The sequence below is a fragment of the Candidatus Nitrospira salsa genome (assembly GCF_965152625.1).
This window is the reverse complement of sequence record NZ_CBCUCO010000003.1, coordinates 182850-208626: the sequence shown is the minus strand read 5'-3', so window position 1 is coordinate 208626 and position 25777 is coordinate 182850. Positions and strand designations below refer to the sequence as shown.

Here is a 25777-nt window from a genome sequence, read left to right as displayed (position 1 = left end):
CTTGGTTGTTCATTGAAGGTGGCTTTGGAGAGTTTATTAGGTCCGATGATGTATGTCTGCAAGAGTCAATGGTAAAAAGTGAGATGAAATTGAAATGGGTTCGTTATAAAAGAACCTAGCTTCCTTTGTTCATTCCGCTGAAATAGTTTTTTTCTAGATTTTTAAAGTCTTAAAAATACGTTCCGGAATTGCTCGAATCATCTTCATGATCAGTGCCCAATAGAGTGGGACATAGACAATATCCTTCCCCCCCTGTAACGCTACGTAGATCCGTCTCCCTACTATTTTAGGATCGGCAAATAATAGATTCTTTTTGACCTTTTCCGTCATGGGAGTATCAACAAATCCCGGTTTCACAGTAACAACGTTCACGTTGGCGTGTGTCAGGCGATTTCGTAACCCTTCGAGGAAAATGTTGACGGCTCCCTTGGCTGTTCCATAGACATAATTACTCTGACGCCCACGGTCTCCTGCGACGGAGGAAATTACGGTTAGACAGCCATATTGTTGTTGTTGGAAGTAATTCGCAAGAATAGTGAGGAGAGAGATGGTGCTTAAGCAATTCGTCGTCAGTTCCTGTAATGTTTTTGAGACACTTTGTTCGCAGTCTTGTTGGTCACTAAGGGTTCCGTGGGCAATGAGCACAGTGTCAAGGCCATTAAGCCGATCAATGGCTGTATCAATAAGGTGTTGGTGGTGATCAAGGAGACAAAGATCTATGGCCATGTTATGTACCTGCCTGGCTCCTCGTACGAGTAGGTCTTGTTCGAGAGCCAATAACTTTTCCTGACTTCTTCCAACGAGAAATATGTCGGTCCTGTCTTGTGCCAGTAACTTTGCAGTTTCTTGAGCGATTGCAGAGGTGGCTCCGATAATTAATATTTTCATCCCGATGTCTCTCTGAGGCGGTGTGTGTGTAGGCATGGTGGATTCTTTAAAGTTGAGGAATCAGGTTCCCTTGTGTTGATGATGCGCTTCCAAAAATCTGAAGAAAACTTTGGGTCGGTATATCGACGAAAGGTTTCCCATTTAGGAAAGTATGTCTTAAAGTCTTGAGCTGACATTCGAGCATCTTTAGCAGGATAGACGGCTCCATCAGTTTTCCGAACTATTTGGTCCAGTTTGGCTAAGAGAGAAAGGGTTTTATTTCCCAGAAAAGGAAAATCTAAAGCCAGTGTTGTTCCTGAACGTGGAAAGGATAAAAGTCCAGGTGACCTCACATTCCCAAATTTTTTCAGAACGGCGAGGAAAGAGCCTTGCTTCGATTCGTTAATGATTGAGAGGAGTTCGTGGATTCCCTCACGTTCGTATTGAGTAGGGATTACGCATTGGTATTGGAGAAAGCCACGAGTACCGTATAACCGATTCCAATTTTGTACGCGGTCTAATGGGTAAAAGAATTCATCGTAGAATTCAATCTTTTGAGCTGGACGTGCTGGTTGGCGATGAAAATATACGGTATTAAAAACTTTCAGTAAGTATCGATTGAGAAAAAATGAGGGAGCATGACATGGGATCGAGAACAGGCGCTTTGTTGGAGGAAGATGCGTTGGTTTGTTTTCGCTTCCAGCATGGTTTCCTCTTATAAAGATGCCTCGGCCAAGGTGTCGACGATTAGCGAGACAGTCAATCCATGCCACCGTGTATTCAGCTGTGTGATCTGACCGTTCTGTGAGCTCAAAAAATTCATCAAGTGAAGAAAACTGAATTTTTTCTGTGTGTATGAAAGGATTACTGATGGACTTTAATTGAATGTCGGCCCATAAGATGATGCCCGTAAGTCCTAGTCCTCCAATCGTTGCTTGAAATAAATCCGAATGTTGTTCAGGAGAGCAAACCAATCGATCTCCCGTTGAACGAAGGAGCTCAAATTTTAGAACGTGACATCCAAATGTCCCGGCCCGATGATGGTTTTTGCCGTGAACGTCATTCGCGATGGCTCCTCCAATGGAGACGTATTTTGTGCCGGGTGTTACGGGTGGGAACCAGCCACGAGAAATAAAGCATTCAAGAATTTCCGAAAGTGATACTCCCCCTTCACATCGAAGAATGCCACGTTTTGCATCGAAGGCGAGAAAGCGCTGAAGTCCTTTGGTGAGGAGTAAGACCCCTCCATTGTTTTGACAACTGTCACCATAGCTTCGGCCGTAGGCATAAGGAAGAACGGGGGTATCCCACTTTTCGAATGCGATGGATTCGTGTCGCCAGGACAAAGTATGTACCTGTTTGGGATTTGATTTAGGATAACCGCCCCATGATTGATAGTCTCGCATGATGAATAGATTTATAAAGCTAAGAGAGCCACAATCCCCATCGCTGCACCAATAATGTAACTTTGCGGATCTTTCATCGCAATGACCAGTGGATCATCATCTAACAGGCCTCGATGAGCCAGAAGATAATTTCGGCTAGTCCAATAGAGAAGCAGTGGGCACATGAGCCATAAGATCTTTGGATTATTGTAGAGAGCGAGTACGTCCTGACTATTGATATAGAGCGCAAGCACTAACACGGATAAGTATCCACTGATAATACTCATGGTGCCGAGGGCGTGTTTGTCCAAACCTTGATACGCTCTTCTTTCTAGGCCTTGTTTCTTTCCGACTTTCCTGAGGTGAAGTTCCAAATGCCTTTTAGTAAAAGCTAAGCTCAAGAAGAGGAACATTGAAAATGCTAAGAGCCAAGCAGAAATCGGAACATCGATGGCAAATCCTCCAGACAAAACTCGCAGTGTATACAATGCTGCCAGGATTAACACATCGAGAATGGCTACTTGTTTGAAAAATAAGGAGTATCCTGTTGTGGCTGCGACATAGAGACCTAAGAGCGGCAGAAATGAAATTGGTAGTGTTGCGAGAGCGATGGTGGCCGAACACAAGAATAAGGTCGGAATGAGAACGAGGCCATAGCGAATCGAGAGTGCGCCACTCGCAAAGGGACGATACTTTTTCTTGGGATGTCGACGGTCAGCGGGGAGATCCAGAAGATCATTGAAAATATAGATGCTTGAGGCACAGAGACTGAATGAGAAGAATGCCCAGATCGCCTGAATAGTTGAATCCCAATGATTGAACTGATGCGATGCGAGTAATGGGAAAAAGACCAGGATGTTTTTAACCCACTGTCTTAAGCGAAGTGCCTGAACAATATTACGAATAGAATGAGCTTTTCTGCGAAAAACGTTCGTCACTCGGTAGGAATTTGTGACTTTTTTAAGCACTGTCCGTGAAGGGTCAACCAGCAACGCATGTTTGGCGGAACTCCACACTGGAACGTCTGTGGCGCTGTCGCCAATGTAGTCAAATCCTTGCTCGCCAAAGCGCGAAACCAATATTCTTTGTTTTTCGTGTCCGGAGAGATTCACGACCCCATTACTTGCCAACACTTCAGAGAATAGACCGAGATGGGCGGCAATGGCTTCAGCGGGTTGGTAGTCTGCAGCTGTCGCAAGTACGATCGTTTGTCCGTGGTCCTTTTGTTGATGAACAAAGGATAAGACATCCTGACGATAGGGAAGACCGCTTGGTTCTAAAATGACTTGCTCTGCCACGCGACGCTTGAATGTGGCACGTCCTTGAAGTATCCAAAATGGAAGGGCCATCATGAGCCACGGGCGCTGTACTAAAAGGAGAAGGACGGATTCCCATAGCACATCGGTGGCGACAAGACTTCCGTCGAGGTCGACACACAAGACTTCCTTTTTCCTGTTTATGTGAGTCGGAAGTTCGGTCTGAAAAGTCTCGTTTTGTGTGTCAACAATAGGGGATGGCATGGTGTCAGTCGGTAGTCAAGATGATGTGTGGCGATAGGTTATTCAATATTTTTCATAGACCATGTCACAGTGTTGACAGCTTGGAGATGATTGGTTGATTGAACAGCATTGCTTGAGACGTCTCCATTTCGTGGGGTTTCGGTAGATGTTGAGCTGTCGATGGCTTGGTTGCAGTGTGTGCCAAACTCTCATGTTTGCGTTGTTCGAATTTGAGTTCCACCTTCGGTGGCAATTCTTTTTTAAACGCCTTCAAAGCTGCATACATGTGCGGGAAAGCTTCTCGGTCCAGCACGTAAAAACTGACTTCGGATTCAGCGGGAGTTAGCCGTAATTTGCTGAGGTGAAGGGTGGCCACTCGTATCCAGTTTTGCGGCACGGTTGGAAACCATGTATCGTAAATGATGGCGCTTTGAACATGGTGAGGCTTGGCAAGTTGATTCATCCATTCCTCCGGTTTTCGGTGCGCTCGCGCGTAGAAGGCCTCGAGTTTTCCAAGTCCCCACAAATCTAAAACATAATTCGAGTTTCCATAGGCCGCGAGTCCGAGGTCATTTACCGCAATAGGTTCATGATGAAAGTCCTGAATAAATCGCTGCATTTGATATTGCTGTTCATAGATATTATTAGACGCAATGGGGGTGAGTAAGATGGCCATGAGGTAAGGGTGAGCAATGAAGACTAAGAGCATCGCCGCTTGACCTCCTACCCAAAAGAGGTTCTGTTGTTGGAAGACACGTTGAATGACGTCACGATACCCATACAACAATACGACCAACAGCATAGCCATAACATAGGCATCATATCGTGAAATTTGAATAAAGAGACTGGTATCTCGTAATGGCGCAGTGACAAGGTGTCCCATGGTAATGACCGCCGCCCAGATCCCAAGGAGTTTTTCAGGAAAGGGACGATTTGCACTCATCAGGAATCCAGTGAGCAATAACAGTCCACAAAGCAGAATGGCGCCTGCCCTTGAATGTAGATTGAGCGTAGCTCTGAAAACTCCGATAGACCAATCCCCACCGTTCGTATGCGTAAACATTTTGACAATGACAGAATTCGGTAAGCTTTCCAGACCGAGAGACATAAGAAACCAAGAAAACCCCCCGAGTAATGAGAGTGCGGCCACACTGCACCAAAAAGCAATTTTGTAGTATCGGCGGCAGACGAAATAGAGAATGGTCACGGCGGTCACCATGACACCTTCATACCGAATGAGAGGCTCAATGATGGTTGCGAGAAGAAGCCACCAGGGTGGAGAACTTTTTTGAGTATCGACAATAAGTCCTGCCGCAATGATGACGGTTAGGAGAACTTGTAAGCCGTGTTCCATGCCAGTAAATGTCAAGCCGATCAAGTTGCTTGCGAACAGTAAAACGGTGGCAATAATCGTTGCGCCGACACGGTTCTCGACGACTTGAGTCGACAAGTGGGTAAAGATCGCGATTGTTCCCAAGCTTGGAAGAATATTTAGGATAAGGGGGGCGTATGGACCAATGTTGAAGAGAGTGAAGGGGGCTAAGAGGAAAGGCCAAAGAATACTCGATGACGGTGCCGAGTATTCGGAGAGATTGATGCCATAGTGTCCTTGTGCAATATTTTCCGCCAATCCGAGGTGGATATAGGGATCGTCAAGTGTATACAGAAAATGCCCGGAGTTGGTGTACAGAATCGACAGCATTTCCACGGTGCAAAGCCCGAGGAAGATTAGGAAAGGCAATGGTAGAAGCATAGTTCTCGTATTCATCAAAATCGTACGTCGGGTATCGGTGTCCCAGAGGACACACGTTGACACCTATAATTATCGGCTTCGTTGCCCGAAACCTTATGGAAAAGAAGGAAAATTAGAGCGTTTAATCTGGTGAAAAATTCAAGAAGAACTTCTTAAGTCGAGGTTCGAAGAAAGACCTGAAACCCACCCAAATCATTTATCTTTTTGTAGTGCGACCAAATGGCCATGAACTTCGGGTCTGATGAGAAGAATTTGAGATAGTCGAAAGGATGATCGTCAAAGAAATACTTATGTAGGTTGACATCCAGCAGAATAATGGCCGGCTGCTTCATCGATAGATCGCTAATCACGGAGTCGATTACGAACTGTTTAATTTCTTGGAGGTATTTCACCTCATGGGTCGTGAGATTTGTTGTGGCATCGCGTTGTAAGCGCACAATGCCCGGAAGTAACCAGAGGGTAGGAAACCGTGAGGCCCAACCTACCTCAGCATAATTTACGAGTGGAAATGCTGTATGAAGCGAAGACGAGAAAGTAAATATAGACGAATCAGCTGCATGCTCTTTGACGATAGGCATCATTTGATTAATGGTGGGGTTTTCATAGTTGGTCTTGAGGTATGGAGTGCCAAGTGTACAGAGGAAGAGAGTCATGAGGATCCATACGTTTAAAGGCAATCGTTCATTTTTTCCTGACCCGAAAACTAAGGTGCGCGACCTCTGTATTTCATGGATGAGCATAGAGGTGACGGTAAGGATTAAGGAAGAAAGGACAGGGTAGATATGATAGTGCCAGCCTTTCATTTGTATGAAGAAAATGAAGTAGAAGCCTATGGCACAAAGAAGAAACATTTCAGTAGCTACTACATGGTTTTGGGATTGTCGAGTTTTGAAATACATGAGGCAAGTAAGTGGTAGCAAAATCGTCTCAGGTTGAATGAGGATTTCCTGTAGTGTTGATTGATACGCGATGTTATACACGGTCAACGCATATGGGAGTACCGTTGAAAAATATTCTGAATTAAGAAAAGCCAAAGTGATACCATAGATGCCGGTAACGGAGATAAATGCGAATGTCTCACATGGAATCATTTCGTTGAAGCGTCTCAACGTAATCCAGCGATAACACTCAATGATTATCGGAATGAGAAGAAATTGTGGTTTGAGAGAAAACCCAATACCTGCAAGTGATCCAATAAAAACTCCTAATGGCCAGTTGCACAATCCACCTGTTATGTGAAAGATGGTCAATATGATGTAAGGCATCGTGAGAATGCTCATCATATGCTCTCGCTGTCCAAAGTCGGCTCCAGGAACAAAGACTAAGGCATAGCTCGCACTCAATAAGAGAGCGTAGCTATTACGAAGTGGCGATTCTGGTGAGAGAGTGAGTAGGTTCCACGTGAGAAATAGTGAGAGCGATATTAAGCAGAAAATATAGAGGATAAAAAGATTGATAGCTGAAAGATCTGTAATGTATGCAAGGTAGACTGGGGGTATCGTGATGTAGAGGGTAAGAGGAAAATTGGGTTCCCAGAAAATATCGTGATAGAGCGTGCCACCTGCCAGATATTCGGCTGCTGTATAGAGATGCCATGCCACATCATGATTGATTGTTTTTGAAAGAGTATTGATAAACCCTAAGCTGATGAGCAAACAGATAGTGAGAAGCGGTAGAAAGCGAAACAAAGTCAAACGGCGGGAATCTGCATGATGAATTTCCAAAGTAGAAGAGGCCATATTAAGAGGCCTTTCGCGCAAGGAGAAGGAGGGAGAGGCCTATTGGAAGTGGACGATTTTTAATGATGTGACGTTCAGAAGAGAATGAGTTTGTCAATAAATTATTAATTGAGGTCGGCAAGATCATTTGTTCATTAAACGCTTTGAGTCTTAAAACTTTTTTGAACAGACGAATGCTGACTGCTAGAGGAAACAAAAGCGTATTGAAATAGGAAATCATAACTTCAGAGAACCCAGCCTCCTGAACGATGTGTTGAAGGTGGGGTTTGTTGTACCGTCTTTTATGGTGATGATCGTCATCATGGGTATTCCACAGAAAGGAAAAGGCTGGGACTGTAAGGAGTAACCATCCATCCGGGCGTAGCAGGTTTCGAAATGTGGTGAGACATTCGAAATCTTCAGAAATATGCTCGAGGATGTCGAGTGCTGCAATGAGATCAAAGGTTTGAATGTCAAAGGGAATATCGTTGGGAAGACTGCCCTTACGAATGTCAAAGTTGCCCTTCTGGTCGGCTAATTCTCTGGCTTTTTCATTAGGTTCAAGTGCGGAAACCTGTCCAAATTGTGACAGCATCCCTAAGTTGCCTCCAGTTCCGCATCCAACTTCTAGAATATTGCATTGGGATGGAAGGTCCGTGAACGTGGAAAGTACTGTTGTGAGTATTCGCCGTCGCCCGACAAACCACCAATGGCTTGTTTCCAGGGCAGCCATTTGAGTGTAGAGGTATGGTTTCATTTTATGTGGTTTGATGCGTTGGTACCAAAACCATAGGTTTCACGAAGTAAGTAGAGAGGGCGTCCTTTAACCTCCATGAACATCCTTCCCAAATATTCACCTAATATTCCTAGGGTGAATAGATTTAATCCTCCCAGAAAGAGAATCGTGACCATCAGTGAGGCATAACCTGGTACGTCAATGCCCCCGGCCATGGTGCGAATCGTAAGGAACAGGCCATAACTTAACGCTAAGAAGGAAACCGTCAACCCAATATATGTCCATATTCGAAGCGGGACAATACTAAATGATGTAATTCCATCCATCGCGAGTTTCCACAGTCCTCGATTGTTCCATTTTGTTTTTCCGCTGGTTCGGGAGGGACGATCATATTCTACTCCGACTTGTCGAAATCCTACCCATGTGAATAATCCTTTCATGAAGCGTGTTCGTTCAGGAAGTTCCCCAATAGCTTGGATGACACGTCGATCCATGAGTCGAAAGTCTCCGGTATCCTTGGGGATTTTTGTTTCTGCAAGACGGTTGAATAAGCGGAAAAATCCAAATGCGGTGAAACGTTTGATCCATGAGTCTGCGTGTCGATCACGTCGAGTGGCGTAGACAACATCATAGCCTTCGAGCCATTTTTTAAACAGATCCGGCAAGAGTTCGGGAGGGTCTTGGAGGTCAACATCCATCGGGACCACTGCTGCACCATTAGAATAATGAAGGCCTGCACATAAGGCACTTTCTTTTCCAAAGTTTCTCGATAGGTTGATAATTTTTATCCACGGATTGCGGTCTCGGTGTTGAAGAAGTTTATCTACCGTATCGTCTGTACTTCCGTCATTGATAAAGATGATCTCATAGCTTCCTCCCAAGGAGGAGAGTAAGTCATGCAGGACATGCTCTGTACGATTAAGGAACAGATCGATACTGCTTGATTCGTTATATAAGGGAACGATTATCGATAATGTGACACCGTAGTCCGGATTGAATAGAAAGGCACGACCAGATTGCTGTGACGGAAGAGACACTGATTGCGGGACCGGATGGTGATCGCTGTAAGCAGACATAACCATTCTGGATAATGTGTAGATGAAGGCTAAAGGGTAATACTCGTTATGAACTATGTCGGAAAATGATAGAAATTCTTAAGAAATACTTTTGTTTATGGCACATTGCTGAATGATTTTCTTAGTCTTTTCAGGGCTGACTTAAGTGAAATGTCGTTTGAGCATGGGATAGTTCATGAGGTTGTTATTTTTAAGTTTTGACTATGAGGACCGAACAACATTCATAGGAGGCAAGGTGTGCGGGTGTTGGAAGATTGGCAGGTTCTTCTCAAGAGGCGTGCGAAGGGATGAAACATCACATATGAGTGGTCTCAGTTTTCCCAAGACGAGGTTTAGTGTTGTGAGCAAGAAGCAGGCCGGCTTTATTGTCCTTGGAGTGTGTTTGCTTATTGTGTATGGGCTTATCTCGCTGACCCAAGCTTTTCCAATACGTCAGCAAGAGGAGACGGATGGCGAAGATGCTCGAATGTATAGTCATGTCATTGATCGAATTCATGCAGGTGAAAATTATTATCAAATCGTTGGAGAAGAACTACGGTCTCGAGGGTATGCGTCTCGCCCGTTTTTTAATTGGCGCTTACCAACTATTGCATGGACCATTGGACATTTCCCAAATCACGAATGGGGAAAGTGGCTTCTGATCATACTGTCATTTTTGGCGATGTTGCTGTGGTTTCAGGTGTTAGAGCGAGAAGAAGGATTGTTGTTTGCCCTGATTGGTGTGGTGATGCTTTGCGGACCGCTGCTTCTCTGTTTCAGCGAACAAGGCTTTTATTATCATGAATTATGGGCAGGTGTCATGATCTCATTATCATTAGCAGCACGTGCTCGTGGGAACATTACCGCTAGTATTCTTGCCGGAAGTCTTGCCGTGTTAATACGAGAATTAGCGTTACTCTATATTCTTATTATGTTTGCCATGGCCTGGAAGGAACGGCAGCAAGGAGAAACACTGGGATGGTTGGCCGGACTAACGGTGTTTTCTATAGCTCTCACATGGCATGCTTCGACTGTCTCTGGACTGCTTTCGTCAATCGATCAAGTCAATGAAAGTTGGGTCCAATTTGGCGGGTGGCCGTTTGTTTTAAGTACTGGGACTTGGAACGCTTTTTTACTTGCTGTTCCTCAGTGGGTCGTCACTATTGTGCTTCCACTTTCGTTACTTGGTATGAATGGTCGGCGAGGAGCAGAAGGTCTACGCAGTTCCCTGACCTTAGCGTTGTATTGTGTCGCCTATTTGATTGCCGGCAGAATGAACAATTCATACTGGGGAATGATGTATGCCCCATTGGTTTCTCTTGGATTCTTGTATGCTTTCCCTTCAGTCTTAGATCTTGCCAAGTCTCTATTCGCCCCAACAAAAATAGTGGAAAGTTAACCATATTTGAATCTCTGTATGGGATGTTCGTTTATGACCCTTGCAGAGGTTATCTATGCCAGTTGAGGGACTAGATAATTGCAAATATACGCTGTGTAAATCATACGTTCACATTTATACCTCCCTACGTAGAGCTTTATTTTTCCGGAAATTATTCAAGTTTTTCTTATCAAGAATTGGTTATGAGGAATGCGTGATAATGGAACATGGTTGGAAAGGCCTGAGGCGTTGTGAAAGATCAGTTGACGAATTCCTGTACCTTTGTACCTTGTGGATTATCGAGCCACCAATTAATGACGAGAAATCCCCAGAGCATAAGTGTACTCCAAAAGTATGCCGATCCAATAGTGAGAGAGCCGAGTGGCGAAGAATCTAATTGAGAAATGAATACTAACGGCATGAGGAAACCTGGGATGGATCCAAGTAGTAAGAAAGTCTGTAAGTATTGACGTCCAGATATTTGTTGTGGGGTATTAAGCTGAAAACGTTGGTAATATTGCCAAATCAGTGCTGTGAGAGGACCCAGTAAAAGGAAGAGATAGTAGGTCCATCCGAGTGGGGAGATGATAATGGCACTGACAATGAGGATGGCAAAGGCGCGGTCTGTAGAACGATGCGAAGTGTCACTAAATGAAATATAATAGACGACGATTGCCATACATATGCTGAGAATCCCCCATAGAGGATAGATGTTAAATTCAGTTTGAAGAACGGATTGATAGGTTGGATTTTCGGTGAAAGTGCGTGAAAGGGTTCCCCAAAGAGAAGCATTCATTCCAGCCCAATGCCAATCAACCGCTGACAGTCGATTGAGCCATGCCAAATGAGGTTCTATTCCAAATACCGCAAGGCCAATTCCAAAACATCCAAATAAGACACCAATAATTCCAAACATGGCTTTAAACTGTCGTTGTAGGAAAAGATAGGGAAGAAAGATAAGAAAGAACAGCTTCATGCTGCATGCGATGCCAAGATACATGCCTGTTTTGTTCCATTGATTTTTTCGTGCAGAAATCCACGCAAGTGTTACGGGTAGCGCAAGTAGAAACGACAATTGTCCAGTCACAAAGTGAGCACCTGTTCCTGCAAAGGCTAAGAAGCCAAGAGTGAGCAAGCGTTGCTGATTGAGAGAAAACAAAAGGTTGAGCTCGTTGTGGATTAAACGTAATACAACCAAGAGTGCGAGTAAATTTGCCAAACTCCAAAGGCTCAGAGCAGCCAACTCCGGTAGAAAGGCCAAAGGAAATAAAAGAATGTGGAAATGAGGGGGGTTGAGATTCCAGAATTCTTGTCCGTAGTCGTCGTTGATTTGAATAAATGTCGAAGGATTGGATCCGTACATATTTAGGCCGTTTAAAAAGTCCACTGTGGCATAGTAGAACTTTCCAAAGTCATTCATGTTGAGATCATGGATCATTGTCCATAGATGACACGTATTCCAGAAGACTAAAAGAATAAAAGCAAGACTGAATCCTAAAAACTGGATGGAATTGATCCATGAGAAGTTGGATCTATGGGCTTCTAATCCTCTCAGTATGTTGAGTTGATTTTTAGGCCATGAAACCAATGGATGCCTCATGCATGTAATCGAAGTCCTTGATGAGCAGGGATTTGGTTCAACAAGAAAAAATCTTTTCGTAAAGGATTGAGAAGTTCTCCCCGTTGTTGAATAGCCGAATCGTGTATTGGTCCAAGCCAGTTTGATGCGGTTGCGAGGTATCCTACTTTGTGGGGATTGATTCCCATCAATCTTGAACTGGTTGCGTCAACAGCTGTGACATTCCTACCCATAACCAGTACGCCAGCCTGTTTGGCAGTGCCCATGATGGGTCCATCTCCTTCCATTCCGACGATTCCGTCAACGATGGCAAAGTGAGGCTTCAGCGTGGCGGTAATGTCCAGAATGGATTCATGTATACCAACGTGGTGCAGGACGTTTTTCGGCCAACCATAGAACATGCCTGGCATCACACCGAATAAATTTTTCATCGATAAAGTGACTCCCGCCCAGTGATGAGTCTTAAGTTTTGCCATGGAGACGACCCAATCGATTTCCTGAAATATCGCAGGGAATGTTAGGTTTGCTAATCCCGTCTGGGAACCTTGGTTGTAAACGGTGTGTCCTCCACCTTCATTGAGGTCAACGAAACGAATCTGGTCGTCGTACAAGACTTGTGCGAGCCCGGATTCCTCCAAGATTTCTAGAGTGTCCCGACGATGACCTGGTCCTTCGCCAACCATCACTTGTGAGGCTCCGAGTTCGAGAAAGGCTTCAATCGCGGCTCGAATCACGAGAGGGTGGGTATTAATGTGTTCAGAATCTACATGAGTTTCAACCAGATTGGGTTTGAGTAAAATTCGCTTTCCACGAATTTCCGATGGCGTGACGCCCAATTCATTGAATCCGGATACTAGAATTGATCGTAAATCAACGTCGTATGATTCGGCTCGCCCAATAAAAGTTGAGGCATGCATTCGGGGCTGTTGATGCCATTGTAAAATGCCAAAACCAGACGCCGCGAGTGCGCCCCCAGCGAGTGCTACCTTCAATAATTGTCGTCGAGTCAATTCCGACTTTTGTGGAACAGGAGAAGACATGATAGTGCTTAGATGGCTATACGATGTGCGATTGTTTTAAACAGGCTTTCCAAACCTTCGGGAGCGATACTGGCTGCGAGTAACAGACTGAGTGATGTGGTGTTGTAGAGTCCGTACCTTGCTTGTTGTTCGAAACAACGTTGAATCAATGTTTGCCATTGAGCCGGTCGTTGTTGCCATGCTGCGAGCCCAAGAAGACCCCATCCCAAGGCTACAGGAGTACGAAGTGTGGGGAGTTCTCTAGCTAAATATTCCAAACTCCGCTCCACATGGTTTGGCGAAACACGACCAGCTAAGGCATTGAGTGCCATTCCTGTCGTTTCTGGAAAAGGACGTAATTCTTGACCCCAAACAAAGGTATTTCCGTAATTCCATCCGCCGTGAGGTAATTGTCGGTTCACTATCATCTCCGCTCCTTCTTTCACTCGTTCATGGTTGCGATGTCCGGTGACGGAAAGGGCAAGCATAGCGAGTGCTGTTGGACTAACCCAAGAATGAGTGTTGGCTACCCATGGCCATCCGTGTATCGATGGGTCATGTTCAAGAAGTGAATCTTCTTTTTGCTGATTAGAAGCCCAATGATGGCCATAGCGGCTTAGTAGAAATTCAATAGCTTGTTTCTGTTGCGCCTGGTGCTTTGACGAGCTATGCCAAGCTAAGACGGCTAAGGGTGTTGGCCATACCGTATCGGGATGTTCTTGTACGATGGGGACGCTCCCGTTCTTTAATTGATTTTTGGTTAGGTAATCCCGAGCAGGCTTGAGTTGACTCGTAAATTGTTCATCGTGCTGGAGAATGCATATGGCCCAAGCTGTAGCATCGGGTTGGTCGATTCCACCGGATTGCTCAGAAAATCCTCCTTGATCTGTCTGTCGTTGGATTAACTGTTCCAGATAAGGGTGAAGGTCTGTGCTAATCATGCAGGCCACTTTTTTCTGCTGCATAAACAAATTTTGGGTGTAGTGAATACAGGCTTTTCAGTGTTTTTAGTTGTAATGGCCTTTGAAGGCTGTATCGGACTGAAAGTCGGTCAGCTTGAAAAAACGTGTTGTGGCGTATTTCTGTCCATTTCACGAAAGTGATTTATTTCTAGTTTAAGTATTGGCCTTCGCGTGACGAGAGTAATTGAGTCAATCTGTGCGCGGTTTCAGATCAATTGGTTTTTTCTCAATATGTTACTTCCTCAACACCCCACTACATGGCCTCAAGACCCTTCAGGGAAAAGTCCGATTCTTTTTCTTGTATTTATGGCTTTGGTCATTCAAATTCTTTGGGCGACACAGGGTCCGATTGTCTTACAAGAAGGAGATCTCATTGATACTGACAGTTTCATGAGATTGAATCGAGTTCTATATTTAGTTGAGTCAGGGAATTGGTTTGATTCGACGTATCCTCGAAGTAATGCGCCTTATGGAGAGGTGCCGCATTGGACAAGAGCCGTTGATAGTCTGTTGATCGTTGGGGCTATAGTGGTGAGTCCGTTTATGTCATTTTCGGCAGCATTACATTGGTGGGGAGTCTTGATGAGTCCATTCTTTCAAGTGATTACGCTTATTGGTTTAATGTGGTTAGGGCGTTCAATCTTGAATAGAGAGCAATTGTTGATCGTTGGAGGAATTTTTATCCTGCAGCCTGGTGTCATTGGCTATTATCTTGTGGGCAGAGTTGACCATCATGGCATTCTCCTCTGTTGTTTGATTCTACTGCTAGGCTGCACCGTCCGAATGAGTCAGATACCCTGTGAAAGAAAAACTTGTATTGCGGCTGGCGTGATTGCAGCGATTGGCGTGTGGGTCAGTATTGAATTTATGATTGGCGTCTTTGTCAGTATGACATTTCTTGCCTACTGTTGGGTGATTCACGGAGGAGACCGGGGGAAAGGTATCATGGTTATGGCCGTGTCACTGTGGATTGTGGCGAGTGTTGTGTTTGTGATCGAACGTGGAGTGGGAAATGTTGGATTGGCGGAATATGATCGGTTTTCTGTCGTTCATTGGACGTTGTTTACGATTCTTGCATGTGTCTGGTTGGGTATGTGGTCGATCAAAAACTGGAAACCTATTCATGCGGTTTTGTTCGGTAGACTGCTTCTTGGGGCTCTGTGTAGTTTGGTCATGTTTAGCTTGATGGCCGTGTTGTTTCCAAAGTTTTTTCAAGGACCGCTTGTTGATGTGGATCCTCTCGCTAAGACACTACAATGGGACCGGGTGACGGAGACCCAACCTCTGATTGCCGTTAACCCTTGGCAATTCGGAAGATTTCTGTTCATGTTAGGAATTGCGCTTCCAGGAATTCCATACTTATTGAGATTACTTTGGAAGGAACGAGATTCTCAAGCACGGCATTTTTGGTTCATGATTATGCTTGGAGTCATGGTGTATCTGCCACTCGCCGTCAAAGAAATGAGATGGGTTCCGTATGCTGAACTGCTGTTTGTGTTCCCGTATGCTCATCTCATTCATCACCTTGTTTCGCGAGTTGGATCACACCTGAGAGCTTCGTTGCAGGGTCTTGTCAAAGCGGTTATTGTTATGGTTGGAGTATTGGGGTTTGTGGTCGGTGGAGCAACCTTAATGGCGCATGAAGGGAGTGGGGTTGGGAGCACCACGGCAGCAGATTGCCCGATTAAACCACTCTCGGACTATTTGAGTGAACCGACTCGTTGGGGTGACCGAGTGCGAACGATTATGGCATTTGTTGATTTTGGACCGGAATTGCTCTATCGAACTCCGCATAGAGTCATTGCGACACCCTATCATCGCAACACGGTAGGAGTGGTTGATACCTATAATACGATGACGGATACAAGCGGAGAATTGTCTCAACATCTGATCACGGCCCGACAAGTGAACCTTATATTGATCTGTCCTTCCTCGCCTGCAGAGCCGGGCTATTATGCGGTTTCTGACCCTAACCCTACATTTTATGAAAAACTTCTCGATGGAACACATCCTAACTGGCTTCGTCAAATTCGTCTTCCCTCCGAGCCATTGCAGAAATTCCGCTTATTTGAAGTGATTCCTTAACATAGTGACATTCGTGAATGTAGGGATTTCTCGGTCAATAACACTCATGGCCTGGTTAACTTATGTGACTGAATGTTGGTTTTCTTGCACTTGTTGATGGAAGAGGAATCTGGTTTAGAGCGAAAGGGAAGGTCAATAGAAGTCAATGTTCGAAAATGATCTGGCTTAGACAGTTTATGTCAGCATATGACTTATTTATGAGTCATTAAAAGAAGGCTCATTAAAAAGCTTGAAAAAATCATTTCAACGCCAAGGGTGAGTGCTGTCGTCCCTGGAATAATGAGTCGAAGACTTTCCGGATACGATAAAGGTCCAAATCCGGTGGTATACCAATACCAGGTCCCCAAGGTTAGTAGTCCCAAGCCAAATATCGTTACGAGCCCGCCGCTGATAATTCCTATTTCAATTGGAATGCGTTCGACCAACTGTTCAAAGATTTTGTCTTTGGGAAGAAAGCCCACGGAAATTCCAAATGTCTTTGAAAACACGCCAAAGGCGATGAGATTAAATCCTGCAAGAATAGTCATAGCTGCAATCAATAGTGTATTGGTGTCGAACGTTATCCCACTCATGGTGACGGGACCAGTGAGAAGTATAGTTCCGGTCGTCATGCCAATAATAAAAAGAAGAAACCCTGGAAGGAGAAAAAGCCACCGTGGACAGTACAGTAACATGAAGCGTAGGTGCCGCCAGCCATCTCGCCAGGTACGAAGGTGAGGTGATCGGTCTCTCCCGTCTTTGTGTAAAGTAATAGGGATTTCGGTAATGCGTGCTCCGTTCAATGTAGCCTTGATGACCATTTCTGAAGCAAACTCCATTCCAGTGGCCCGTAGGTCTAAACGTTGATAGAAGTGGCGGGAAAATCCTCGCATTCCACAATGAAAATCAGTGACACGACACTGAAAGAAGAGTCTGCCAATACCGCTTAAAACCGGGTTTCCGAAATGCCGGTGAAGCCATGGCATCGCACCAGGCACAATGGTTCCTCCAGCTTTTGGTAGGCGGCATCCCATGACAAGATCAAAGCCCTCCCGAAGTTTTTCTAGGAATAGGTAGATACCTCTGAAGTCATAGCTGTCATCGGCATCACCAATAATCACGTATTTTCCGCGGGCTACTGAAATCCCTGCCATCAGTGCTGCTCCATACCCCCGTTCTTGAACCTGAATCATCTGTGCGCCACAGGCGACGGCTTTTTCTTGTGAGCCATCATGACTTCCATTATCTGCGACAATGATTTCTGCACAAAGATGATGAGATGCGATGGCGAGATTGGCTTTGCGTAGGCATGTTTCTAGTGTTCGTACTTCATTGAGGCAGGGCAAAACGATTGATACTTCTGGGGTGCTACTCATTTGAGCATCAGTCAAAGCCGGAGGGATGTTCAGAGAGTATGTTTCGACTTTGCCTTGGGATTTCATGTGTTGGATATTTTCGTATGTGTTCGTGATTGTAGAGGACAGTGTTTCTTTCGAGTCTTTCTTTAAAGGTCGGTTATCAGTGGTGTATCTTGAGCGTAGGGTAAGTTGTATAAAATAGGAGAAGGAATGATTCCTTGATCTATGCCCAGAGCAGAACGGATAAGAACCGTACCTATACGTGATAAATGTCCACATGAAAAAATATTGTCCCAAATGGGTCTCAAGTTTTTTATCCTCGATCCGATAAGCAAAGTCACATTTGGTTAATAAGAACTCTCTCCCGAAAAAGGCAAACCAGTTGTAACGCTGGGACGCAAAGCTACGGATTGGTCGTGGGACTGATGGCCGAGCTGCCGAAGGGGAAAGCGACACATCTTGCTGGGATGGAGTTCCGAGACGACGTCAAGGAGCTAATATGCCGACAAGATTTTGGTCATGTTCTCCCTCCTCTCATGACATCGAAGGAGATCGATCTGCCTTAGAAGAAAAAAGAACAAAACCTTGGACCAATGCGAGGAAGCTTCCTCTTCATTGGTTGATACAACCCTGTCCTCAGGCCCGTTTCATTTCGTCCCAAACATTTTTGAAAAATCAAAGAAATTGTTCTTTTCTGCAGCCGTGTCTAAAATACAAAGTGTGGTCTCGTGTGTTCGTACCGGATGATGCAATCTGTACGTTTTTTCCATTCCAATATGTCCAGAAACAGAATGGCTCTAGACGGCTTCGATGGGCAGAAGCTCATAACGAGATTACTCCGAAGTCTACGAGTTGCTTCTTTACATTCTGTAAAGACCATAGAGGCTGTGAGCAGAATGTCGAGCTGCTTCGTCGTATCAAGTGTAAGGGGAGCGAGGATCAAACCGTAGGCTCATAACAGATATGTAGGTCAGTGATGGGGTATGTATGGGCACACCATCGAAACTGACATCTATTCAATGTGCCCGAAAGGAGAGATGGAATGACGACTCAAGCTATTATGCGATTTGTTCAAGATGATGAAGGTGCGACTGCATTGGAATACGGGCTGTTAGCCGCATTGATCGCTGCGGTGATCATTGGAGCCGTCACCACACTTGGTGAAGTTGTGAGCAACACATTCAACAATATAGCCTCATCGATGAAGGCTGCTTCATAAACATAGCGGTTTTAGGTAACTGCAAAGTTTGGACTTCTCTGTCCCTTGAGTCATGGAGGCTCAAGGAAAGAACTGGTAGTCAATGTGCGCAACAATATCATGCTGTGTATGCATGATGTAGAAATGAGAAACAATTATGGAAAAGCAAACTTTGGTGACACTTCTTGCATTTTTTCAAGATGAAGACGGGGCGACGGCCTTGGAATATGGGCTGTTAGCCGCATTGATTGCTGCGGTGATTATTGGCGCTGTCACGACACTGGGACAAGTGGTTGGGAATACATTCAATAGTATAGCCTCATCGATGAAGGCTGCTTCATAAACATAGCGGTTTTAGATAACTGCAAAGTTTGGACTTCTCTGTCCCTTGAGTCATGGAGGCTCAAGGAAAGAACTGGCAGTCAATGTGCGCAACAATATCATGCTGTGTATGCATGATGTAGAAATGAGAAACAATTATGGAAAAGCAAACTTTGGTGACACTTCTTGCATTTTTTCAAGATGAAGACGGGGCGACGGCCTTGGAATATGGGCTGTTAGCCGCATTGATTGCTGCGGTGATTATTGGCGCTGTCACCACACTGGGGCAAGTGGTTGGGAATACATTTAACAACATTGCCTCATCGATGAAGGCAGCTTCCTAAGTTTTACGTGCGTTTAGTTCTGTCTATGTTCACTCAATAATTGTTTTTGAGGGTGACGAAAGACATTTGCCTTGAGTCTTCTTGTTCTTTCGCTTTGGTGTGTAAGGTGTGAGAGGATAGTTCAGTAGACTGTCTGTGTATCGGGGATGTCAACAGCTTATAGCTGTACACCGGCAGTATGATAATAATCTTCTTATCTTGGTGAATTGAGCTAGTGTTAAAGAAGGGAATAGTGCTGTTATGGATCGGTCAATCTCAAGGAAGAGATTAGAGTATCAACGTCAGAATCATTCCACCTTTCTTCAGTAACTCTTCTGTCTTCTCCGGCAAGAAGAGTTTGCCGGTGAATTGAATTCGGAGAGTGAACTGACAGTCATCTTGTCGTCCTTCTGCGTAAGCCTCAGTAAGTATAGTTGTCAGTCGAGACTGACGTGCGTTCAGTAGGCTCGAGATGCGCTTCAAATAAGACTATCGGAGGAGGAACGTCTATGAAAGGTTTTAGTACGTCAAGAAAATTCTTCAAGAAGAATTTGAATAATACTCGAGGCAATACGATGATGGAAATCGGATTACTCTTGCTTCCATTTCTTTTGCTCTTGTCTTCTGTCTTCGAATTTGGGTGGTATTACTTTCATGAGCATACATTGCAGCACGCCACGAGTGAGGGCATGCGAATCGCATTGGTGGGCGGAGTGACGAATGATGAACAAGGGAATGCGCTGAGTCGGGAAGATACGATTATTAAAACGATTCAGGAAAATGCGTCTTGGGCGATGACGATCAATGCAGACGATATTGCGATTTTTAAAGTTGGAAACAATTATGAAAACCCCGAAGGGTGGGAAACTGCTGCCCCAAATGCGGGAAACCCTGCTGACTATATGCGTGTGGTTGTTGATTATGAGCATACATTTTTAACCCCGTTCGTTGGGCATATTTTCTCAGATGACGGATCAGCCAAAATGCGCGCACAAGCCACATATCGAAATGAACTCTATGATATTCAGACGGAGGCATAGATCTATGTTACGAAGAACCATACGATCACAAAAAGGCATGGCAAGTGTTGAATTTACTGGGGTGGCAATGGTGATTATGGCATTGGCCTTTGGCATTGTAGAATTTGGTTCTCTTATTCGTGCTCAAGCGGTGGTGACCAATGTGACTCGGGAAGGGGGTAGCTTAGCCTCGCGCGATCTGAAGAACGGCTCAAGTTTATTACAATTACTGGAAGCATCCACATGGCCATTGAACTTTGTATGCCCGGCCGAAGACCCGAATTGCGTGCAGTCGGAGCAAGATAGCAAATTTAAAATCTATATTACCAAAGTTGATGCTGGGACAAGTGACTCAATTTCCCCGACTTGCCATACTCCGCTTGAGAGTGGAAAGTTGTTAGTCGATATCGGAGAAACTCCTCCCGCAGGTAGCGGAATGACTAAACCCAATGACGATCCGCATTGTGGATTGACCGAGGAGTTGTGGGAAACCCTCACGTATAAGCAGGATTATGGGACGTCGTTATTATCACAATTAACCGTGGTCAAGGTGTATTATCGTCATGATCCATTAACGCCATTGTCTGCGCTCTTAAAGACTGTTCCGTATTTCGGCGATGGTACGGTCACTATTCTCAATTTTGACAGTACAGGAGCAATGTCCGAACCTCCCTACGTAGCCAATTATGATTCGTTTCTAGTGGGCAGTAGGGCAGTTTTTTAGGCAGGTTCGAATTGTCTAAAGCGCATATTTGCATGAAATCCCTACGGCTGTTTTATGCTTCCTGTTTTAACGTGAATAGGCAATGATAAAGAGAGGATGCTATATGAAAAATGTCTTTTCAAGACAACAACATCAATTACGGACTCTCGTCGATAATGTGGTGGATAATCAGCGAGGAATATTTGCTTTGACGACTGCGATAGCCCTTGTGTCACTTTTTGGCTTTGTGGCTTTGGGGATAGAGGTTGGCAAGTGGTATATCGTACGGGCTGAACTCTCCAAATCAGTTGACGCTGCTTCGTTGATTGGCGCAAGAAATATCTCTAATCCTTGGCTTGATCAACATTTTAATGTGAGTGAAGGAGAGGGGTTAGGGCAATTAGTAAAAGCAGTCGGTACGGCAAACTTTTCTCCAGGGTTTTTAGGCGCTAGTGCTGCTGCGATTGAATTATCTGGCCAAGTGCAAGATGGAAAAGTGATTGTTTCAGGGAACACGGATGTCACGAATTATGCAGCCAGAACACTCGAAACAGCTCAAAGCAGTGGAAAGTTCGATACGACTCATGTCGGGTCGCTTGGTGGTGCGCAAAAACGTGATGTTGAAATTATGCTGGTGTTAGACCGTTCAGGTTCGATGTCGCAAGAAATGAATGACCTCAAAAATGCGGCGAAAAGTTTTGTAGATTATTTTGAAGATACCCAGGAAGAAGACAAGATTGGACTTATCAGCTATTCAACGGCAGTCACCGTTGATGAGCCACTCAGTACAAATTTTGTAGATTCAATGAAAACTAAAATTAATTCGATGTCTGCTAATGGGTGGACGAATATGGAAGATGCCATTGATCAAGCCGATGGCCCTTCAGGATTTACGGATCAATCGGAAGTGCCTGGAGATCAGCGAGTCCAGCAGTTCTTAGTATTTTTCACAGATGGAATTCCTACAGCATTTCGTTCAACGTATGATCCTAATACGGCACCGTACCGCCTCTTTACGCGAGGTGGAGTCAATAAAGTGAATACCACGACCAATGAGCCTGATGTGGTTGTGGCGGCGTCTAACGATTCGAATGCACGATTGTATGATCCCTTTGATGGCTCTCAACTTCCCAATATTTTGGGGAGTTATGCGAAACAGTTTCAGACTGGTGATGGCATGCCGCTTCTGTCTTCAAGTTGCGTGTCATATACGATGAAGTGGTGGATTTTGCAAGATCCCAACTATGGGAAGAATTATCAGGGTTCGCCAATTTCAGGGTATGATGCCGAGCATTGTTCGATTCCGATTCATAAAATGGTGAAGTATGTTGAAGATCAAGCCAAGCAGATGGCGATCGAACATGCCGAAGAACTGAAAGCCAAAGGTGTGAAAGTGTATACCATTGGGTTGGGCGGAAGTCTCAATACATCACAATTGAAAAGTATGTCGAGTGGAGAAGCCTTTTACTATCCAGCACTCACGTCTGAGCAATTGGAGGAAGTCTTCCAGAACATTGCAAAAAATATCAAATTGCGGTTAATCCAAGTTTAATAGCTACCGTATAGTCATACCGCAGGCAGAGTAATGACCTCGTAGGAATGTCCTACGAGGTCATTTTTTTTTGAGGTACATAGGCTTCAGATGTTGATGGATTTTACCGAAGAGCCTAGCTAATTCTTGTGATGTCTTCCCCATTGGGGAAGTGTGGGTATTGTGTGAGGATCGTTGTTGTTATCGTGTGTCTAGGGAATGTTCTGCAGTCTTTTGACGTTTTGTATATTAGCATGACGTATATTCTCCTGATTATCATACTGTCTTGTGCCCTGGTTGGAGCCGCTATTACGGATGTTCGCTGGAGCAAGATCCCCAATATAATTACCCTTCCCTTAGCAGGACTTGGTCTTTTAATTCATGGTGTATCCAATGGACTGAACGGATTTTTGTTTAGCCTTGAAGGGTTAGGTCTTGGTTTTGGGCTTCTTCTGATTTTTTATATGTTGGGAGGGATGGGAGCTGGTGATGTCAAGCTCTTTGGTGCGGTTGGTGCGGTAATCGGTCCTTCTGATGTGTTTCTTGCATTTCTTATTACAGCGTGTTTAGGCGGATTGTATGCCATTGGTCTTATGGTGCTGACCTGGGGAATTCCCAGCACGGCAGAACGAGTCAAAGTGATATTAACAACGTGGTTAGTGGCTCGAATCTTTACCAGCCCACCTCCAGTCGATCATACGCAGCCAAAATTACGGTATGGTCTGGTGATAGGACTCGGTGCCTTGTGTTCACAGGTTTGGCACTGGTTGGACGTTATCCAACTGTGATGTTGGTATAAGGTCTTGAGAATTTAAGAATAGTCATAGTTGTCCGATGAAGGAAGGACATGAAAGGTCCTCACGTGAAATGCGTGAACTCATTTATCCTTTTTTAAAGCTTAACGAACAATGAGGTATACGAAATGTTTCAAAACCGACCTGTCCTGTTCATGGGGCTTGCAGTCGGCATAGCCTTAGTCACGACGATCCTGATCTACAATTGGCTTCAGCAACAGAAACAGGAAAGTCCTGATGTCGTCGAGCAAAAGGTTGTGACGATTGAAGGCATTCCTATTGCGGTTGCCAGTGCAGATATGGGTTGGGGAACGCCCATCAAAAAAGACATGATTCGGGAAATTCCTTTCCCTCAGGAAAATCTTCCTGTTGGGCACTTCAAAAACCTCGAGGAATTACAAGGACGCATATTATTGTCTCCGGTAAAACGGAATGAACCAATTCTTGAATCAAAACTGGCCCCAATCGACATCAAGAACGGTGGGGTTGTGGCCGTCCTGGACCCAGACAAGCGTGCGATGGCCGTGAAAGTGAATCAAGTGGTTGCGCTTCCTGGGTTTGTCAAGCCGAGAGATCGAGTCGATATTATGGTCACCATGTCTGGCGGAGGCAAAGAGCAGATTACGAAGACCGTGCTCGAAAATATGCTTGTGCTTGCCATTGGCACACAACTGGAACGTGATCCAGCAGATGGGAAACCTAATCCTGTCAAAATTATTACTTTTGAAGTGACCTTAGAAGAAGCCGAATTACTGGCGATGGCGTCAAATGGAGGACAGCTGAGATTTGCGCTTCGCAGTCCACTTAATACGGCTTTGAAGAAAACGCGTGGGGCGACCATTCCTGACCTGCGGGCGTCATTTCATGCCGCTCCTCCAAAGCGCAAAGCTAAACGGCAAACCCGAGTTGAGATGATCAAAGGTAATGCAAAAAGTGTCGTGAAGTTTTAATGTATAGAGCTATTTAAATTTTTGAGAGCTAATCATATGGCCAGAAACGAGATGTTTGGTTATCACGCAGATGTCCAGGGAGGGCAAAATATGGCAATGCATAGAACACTCCGGCGAATACCATGGGTGACAGTTATTCTGGGAGCTGTGTCAGTTGTCATATTGGGACTTTCACCTGTTTATGCTGAAGGGCTGACACACAAGGCCATTGAGACGAATGTACCTCAGTCACTCCCTCTGGGGCTTGGGTCTTCAATTGTCATCGATAGTGCGACACCTTTTGTCCGGGCTTCTGTGGCGAGTCCTGCTATTGCGGATACGCTCATTCTTTCCCCGAAACAGATCTATCTGACTGCAAAAGCCGTTGGTGCGACGACGCTGACATTATGGAGGAAAAATGGCACCGTGAGTCATGTGTTAGAGGTGTTAGTGACTCCTGACTTAACGAAACTCAAGGCTCAAATACATCAGGTGTTTCCAGGAGAGCGAAATGTCGAGGTCACCGCAGGTCACGATAATATTACGTTGTCCGGCAAAGTGTCGACGGCAGAGCAGTTAACAAAAATTGTGGAAATGGCTGAGCCATACGCGCCCGGAAAAGTCATCAATCTTATGAACGTTGGTGGTGTTCAACAGGTTATGCTTGAAGTACATATGGTTGAAATGAATCGTGGCCTCACACGACGTATGGGTATTAACTACTCCAGACTTGGCGAGAGTTTCTTTTTCGGAGAGCTCAATGATTTGAGTGAATTAAGCACTGAGAATGGTGTCTTTACATTCTTAAGATCTGCAGCTGTCAATGCCACATTTGGGATTCCTTTTGGGGATGATCTGTACATGATTTTCTTAGATTTCTTGAAGCAGCATAATTTATCAAAAGTCCTGGCTGAACCGACCTTGGTGGCTATTAGTGGTCAAGAGGCGACGTTTCTAGCTGGAGGAGAGTTTCCCATTCCTGTTCCGCAGGCACTTGGCGTGACGACCATCAATTTCAAAGAGTTCGGCGTGAGGTTGAGTTTCAATCCAACGGTATTGAATGACGACAAAATTGCGTTGAAGATTTCTCCTGAAGTTTCTGAGCTTGATTTTGCCAATGGAGTAAATTCTGCAGGATTTACGATTCCGGCGATTACTACAAGAAAGATCCAGACTGTGTTGGAGTTAGACGATGGGCAAAGTTTTGTGATTGCAGGGTTATTGCAAAATAACATTCGCGAAACGGTCGCAAAGTATCCGCTTCTTGGAGATATTCCGGTTCTTGGCGCTCTTTTTCGTAGTACGTCATTTCAGAAAAGTGAAACAGAGCTGATGGTGATCGTGACCCCAAGACTTGTGAAGCCCGTGGATCTGGCTAAGCAATCTCTTCCGGGAGATGACTATCTAGAGCCAAATGATTTTGAATTGATGTTGTTAGGGTATCTTGAGGGTGTTCCGCAGACAAAGAATGCGAACGGCCTGCTACAGATGGGACGTGCTTCCAAAGCAATGGCCTGGAATGGTGGTGGCCTAGAAGGATCTTTTGGGCATTTAGCTCCATAGCAGGTGAATAGAGAGGAAAACAC

22 protein-coding genes and 1 riboswitch are annotated in these 25777 nt (G+C 44.9%); of the genes, 11 read left to right on the top strand and 11 right to left on the bottom strand.

The window, feature by feature from the left end; genetic code table 11:
• Nucleotides 1-153: 153 nt before the first annotated feature.
• The 7 genes from ACWQXP_RS12415 to ACWQXP_RS12385 form a co-directional block, all read right to left on the bottom strand.
• Nucleotides 154-888, bottom strand: coding sequence for an SDR family oxidoreductase (locus tag ACWQXP_RS12415; RefSeq protein ID WP_454063190.1), 735 nt, complete (start codon nucleotides 886-888; stop codon nucleotides 154-156).
• Entirely contained in the window at nucleotides 885-2213 is a 1329-nt protein-coding gene (locus tag ACWQXP_RS12410) for an FAD-binding oxidoreductase (RefSeq protein WP_454063189.1), read from the bottom strand. Before ACWQXP_RS12410 ends, ACWQXP_RS12415 begins: the two co-directional genes overlap by 4 nt.
• 71 nt (nucleotides 2214-2284) lie before the next feature.
• Nucleotides 2285-3772, bottom strand: coding sequence for a UbiA family prenyltransferase (locus ACWQXP_RS12405; protein ID WP_454063188.1), 1488 nt, complete (start codon nucleotides 3770-3772; stop codon nucleotides 2285-2287).
• Between the two features lie 64 nt (nucleotides 3773-3836).
• A complete protein-coding gene (locus tag ACWQXP_RS12400; protein WP_454063187.1) occupies nucleotides 3837-5519 on the bottom strand; it encodes a hypothetical protein in 1683 nt (560 codons plus the stop codon).
• Between the two features lie 137 nt (nucleotides 5520-5656).
• Nucleotides 5657-7243, bottom strand: coding sequence for a hypothetical protein (locus ACWQXP_RS12395; RefSeq protein ID WP_454063186.1), 1587 nt, complete (start codon nucleotides 7241-7243; stop codon nucleotides 5657-5659).
• A gap of 1 nt (nucleotide 7244) precedes the next feature.
• Complete coding sequence (locus ACWQXP_RS12390; protein WP_454063185.1) at nucleotides 7245-7979, bottom strand: class I SAM-dependent methyltransferase; 735 nt, start codon at nucleotides 7977-7979, stop codon at nucleotides 7245-7247.
• Nucleotides 7976-9034 (bottom strand): glycosyltransferase family 2 protein, encoded by a 1059-nt coding sequence (locus tag ACWQXP_RS12385; RefSeq protein ID WP_454063184.1) that lies wholly within the window; start codon nucleotides 9032-9034, stop codon nucleotides 7976-7978. Before ACWQXP_RS12385 ends, ACWQXP_RS12390 begins: the two co-directional genes overlap by 4 nt.
• Nucleotides 9035-9335: 301 nt before the next feature.
• Between ACWQXP_RS12385 and ACWQXP_RS12380 the strand changes: the two genes are divergently transcribed.
• Nucleotides 9336-10412 (top strand): hypothetical protein, encoded by a 1077-nt coding sequence (locus tag ACWQXP_RS12380; RefSeq protein ID WP_454063183.1) that lies wholly within the window; start codon nucleotides 9336-9338, stop codon nucleotides 10410-10412.
• A gap of 238 nt (nucleotides 10413-10650) precedes the next feature.
• On the opposite strand, the gene ACWQXP_RS12375 is transcribed toward ACWQXP_RS12380, so the two are convergent.
• The 3 genes from ACWQXP_RS12375 to ACWQXP_RS12365 all read right to left on the bottom strand — a co-directional run bounded on the left by ACWQXP_RS12375 (nucleotide 10651) and on the right by ACWQXP_RS12365 (nucleotide 13930).
• A complete protein-coding gene (locus ACWQXP_RS12375; RefSeq protein WP_454063182.1) occupies nucleotides 10651-11811 on the bottom strand; it encodes a glycosyltransferase family 87 protein in 1161 nt (386 codons plus the stop codon).
• Between the two features lie 176 nt (nucleotides 11812-11987).
• Complete coding sequence (locus ACWQXP_RS12370; protein ID WP_454063181.1) at nucleotides 11988-13010, bottom strand: DUF362 domain-containing protein; 1023 nt, start codon at nucleotides 13008-13010, stop codon at nucleotides 11988-11990.
• A gap of 8 nt (nucleotides 13011-13018) precedes the next feature.
• Nucleotides 13019-13930, bottom strand: coding sequence for a prenyltransferase/squalene oxidase repeat-containing protein (locus tag ACWQXP_RS12365; protein WP_454063180.1), 912 nt, complete (start codon nucleotides 13928-13930; stop codon nucleotides 13019-13021).
• Nucleotides 13931-14182: 252 nt separating this feature from the next.
• Between ACWQXP_RS12365 and ACWQXP_RS12360 the strand changes: the two genes are divergently transcribed.
• The gene (locus ACWQXP_RS12360; protein ID WP_454063179.1) at nucleotides 14183-16036 is read left to right on the top strand and encodes a hypothetical protein; all 1854 of its coding nucleotides are present in this window, start codon (nucleotides 14183-14185) and stop codon (nucleotides 16034-16036) included.
• 191 nt (nucleotides 16037-16227) lie between these two features.
• Here the strand turns inward: ACWQXP_RS12360 and ACWQXP_RS12355 are convergent, their stop codons facing one another.
• On the bottom strand, nucleotides 16228-17457 hold the full coding sequence (locus tag ACWQXP_RS12355) for a glycosyltransferase family 2 protein (protein WP_454063178.1): 1230 nt from the start codon (nucleotides 17455-17457) through the stop codon (nucleotides 16228-16230).
• Nucleotides 17458-17735: 278 nt separating this feature from the next.
• Nucleotides 17736-17815: riboswitch (cyclic di-GMP riboswitch) on the top strand.
• Nucleotides 17816-18415: 600 nt separating this feature from the next.
• Here ACWQXP_RS12355 and ACWQXP_RS12350 point away from each other — a divergent pair.
• The 9 genes from ACWQXP_RS12350 (at nucleotide 18416) to ACWQXP_RS12310 (ending at nucleotide 25754) form a co-directional block, all read left to right on the top strand.
• Nucleotides 18416-18592, top strand: a complete 177-nt coding sequence (locus ACWQXP_RS12350) for a Flp family type IVb pilin (protein WP_454063177.1) — start codon at nucleotides 18416-18418, stop codon at nucleotides 18590-18592.
• A gap of 136 nt (nucleotides 18593-18728) precedes the next feature.
• Complete coding sequence (locus ACWQXP_RS12345) at nucleotides 18729-18914, top strand: Flp family type IVb pilin (RefSeq protein WP_454063176.1); 186 nt, start codon at nucleotides 18729-18731, stop codon at nucleotides 18912-18914.
• 136 nt (nucleotides 18915-19050) lie between these two features.
• Nucleotides 19051-19236: a Flp family type IVb pilin gene (locus ACWQXP_RS12340; protein ID WP_454063175.1), complete on the top strand. Its 186-nt coding sequence runs from the start codon at nucleotides 19051-19053 to the stop codon at nucleotides 19234-19236.
• A gap of 488 nt (nucleotides 19237-19724) precedes the next feature.
• Nucleotides 19725-20255: a TadE/TadG family type IV pilus assembly protein gene (locus ACWQXP_RS12335; protein WP_454063174.1), complete on the top strand. Its 531-nt coding sequence runs from the start codon at nucleotides 19725-19727 to the stop codon at nucleotides 20253-20255.
• A 4-nt stretch (nucleotides 20256-20259) separates the two neighbouring features.
• Entirely contained in the window at nucleotides 20260-20958 is a 699-nt protein-coding gene (locus ACWQXP_RS12330; RefSeq protein WP_454063173.1) for a TadE/TadG family type IV pilus assembly protein, read from the top strand.
• Nucleotides 20959-21061: 103 nt separating this feature from the next.
• Nucleotides 21062-22489: a vWA domain-containing protein gene (locus tag ACWQXP_RS12325; protein ID WP_454063172.1), complete on the top strand. Its 1428-nt coding sequence runs from the start codon at nucleotides 21062-21064 to the stop codon at nucleotides 22487-22489.
• 233 nt (nucleotides 22490-22722) lie between these two features.
• Nucleotides 22723-23256: an A24 family peptidase gene (locus tag ACWQXP_RS12320; RefSeq protein WP_454063171.1), complete on the top strand. Its 534-nt coding sequence runs from the start codon at nucleotides 22723-22725 to the stop codon at nucleotides 23254-23256.
• A 134-nt stretch (nucleotides 23257-23390) separates the two neighbouring features.
• Nucleotides 23391-24212 carry a Flp pilus assembly protein CpaB gene (gene cpaB, locus ACWQXP_RS12315; RefSeq protein ID WP_454063170.1) on the top strand — a complete coding sequence of 274 codons (822 nt, stop codon included), beginning with the start codon at nucleotides 23391-23393 and terminating at the stop codon, nucleotides 24210-24212.
• Between the two features lie 90 nt (nucleotides 24213-24302).
• Entirely contained in the window at nucleotides 24303-25754 is a 1452-nt protein-coding gene (locus tag ACWQXP_RS12310; RefSeq protein WP_454063169.1) for a type II and III secretion system protein family protein, read from the top strand.
• The last annotated feature ends 23 nt before the right edge of the window (nucleotides 25755-25777 follow it).

Excerpts from the sequence above, each read along its gene's own strand:
- ACWQXP_RS12415 (WP_454063190.1), bottom strand. The coding sequence starts at position 888 with ATGAAAATATTAATTATCGGAGCCACCTCTGCAATCGCTCAAGAAACT.
- ACWQXP_RS12405 (WP_454063188.1), bottom strand. The coding sequence starts at position 3,772 with ATGCCATCCCCTATTGTTGACACACAAAACGAGACTTTTCAGACCGAA.
- ACWQXP_RS12400 (WP_454063187.1), bottom strand. The coding sequence starts at position 5,519 with ATGAATACGAGAACTATGCTTCTACCATTGCCTTTCCTAATCTTCCTC.
- ACWQXP_RS12395 (WP_454063186.1), bottom strand. The coding sequence starts at position 7,243 with ATGGCCTCTTCTACTTTGGAAATTCATCATGCAGATTCCCGCCGTTTG.
- ACWQXP_RS12390 (WP_454063185.1), bottom strand. The coding sequence starts at position 7,979 with ATGAAACCATACCTCTACACTCAAATGGCTGCCCTGGAAACAAGCCAT.
- ACWQXP_RS12385 (WP_454063184.1), bottom strand. The coding sequence starts at position 9,034 with ATGTCTGCTTACAGCGATCACCATCCGGTCCCGCAATCAGTGTCTCTT.
- ACWQXP_RS12380 (WP_454063183.1), top strand. The coding sequence starts at position 9,336 with ATGAGTGGTCTCAGTTTTCCCAAGACGAGGTTTAGTGTTGTGAGCAAG.
- ACWQXP_RS12375 (WP_454063182.1), bottom strand. The coding sequence starts at position 11,811 with ATGAATGACTTTGGAAAGTTCTACTATGCCACAGTGGACTTTTTAAAC.
- ACWQXP_RS12370 (WP_454063181.1), bottom strand. The coding sequence starts at position 13,010 with ATGTCTTCTCCTGTTCCACAAAAGTCGGAATTGACTCGACGACAATTA.
- ACWQXP_RS12365 (WP_454063180.1), bottom strand. The coding sequence starts at position 13,930 with ATGATTAGCACAGACCTTCACCCTTATCTGGAACAGTTAATCCAACGA.
- ACWQXP_RS12360 (WP_454063179.1), top strand. The coding sequence starts at position 14,183 with ATGTTACTTCCTCAACACCCCACTACATGGCCTCAAGACCCTTCAGGG.
- ACWQXP_RS12355 (WP_454063178.1), bottom strand. The coding sequence starts at position 17,457 with ATGAAATCCCAAGGCAAAGTCGAAACATACTCTCTGAACATCCCTCCG.
- ACWQXP_RS12350 (WP_454063177.1), top strand. The coding sequence starts at position 18,416 with ATGACGACTCAAGCTATTATGCGATTTGTTCAAGATGATGAAGGTGCG.
- ACWQXP_RS12345 (WP_454063176.1), top strand. The coding sequence starts at position 18,729 with ATGGAAAAGCAAACTTTGGTGACACTTCTTGCATTTTTTCAAGATGAA.
- ACWQXP_RS12340 (WP_454063175.1), top strand. The coding sequence starts at position 19,051 with ATGGAAAAGCAAACTTTGGTGACACTTCTTGCATTTTTTCAAGATGAA.
- ACWQXP_RS12335 (WP_454063174.1), top strand. The coding sequence starts at position 19,725 with ATGAAAGGTTTTAGTACGTCAAGAAAATTCTTCAAGAAGAATTTGAAT.
- ACWQXP_RS12330 (WP_454063173.1), top strand. The coding sequence starts at position 20,260 with ATGTTACGAAGAACCATACGATCACAAAAAGGCATGGCAAGTGTTGAA.
- ACWQXP_RS12325 (WP_454063172.1), top strand. The coding sequence starts at position 21,062 with ATGAAAAATGTCTTTTCAAGACAACAACATCAATTACGGACTCTCGTC.
- ACWQXP_RS12320 (WP_454063171.1), top strand. The coding sequence starts at position 22,723 with ATGACGTATATTCTCCTGATTATCATACTGTCTTGTGCCCTGGTTGGA.
- cpaB (WP_454063170.1), top strand. The coding sequence starts at position 23,391 with ATGTTTCAAAACCGACCTGTCCTGTTCATGGGGCTTGCAGTCGGCATA.
- ACWQXP_RS12310 (WP_454063169.1), top strand. The coding sequence starts at position 24,303 with ATGGCAATGCATAGAACACTCCGGCGAATACCATGGGTGACAGTTATT.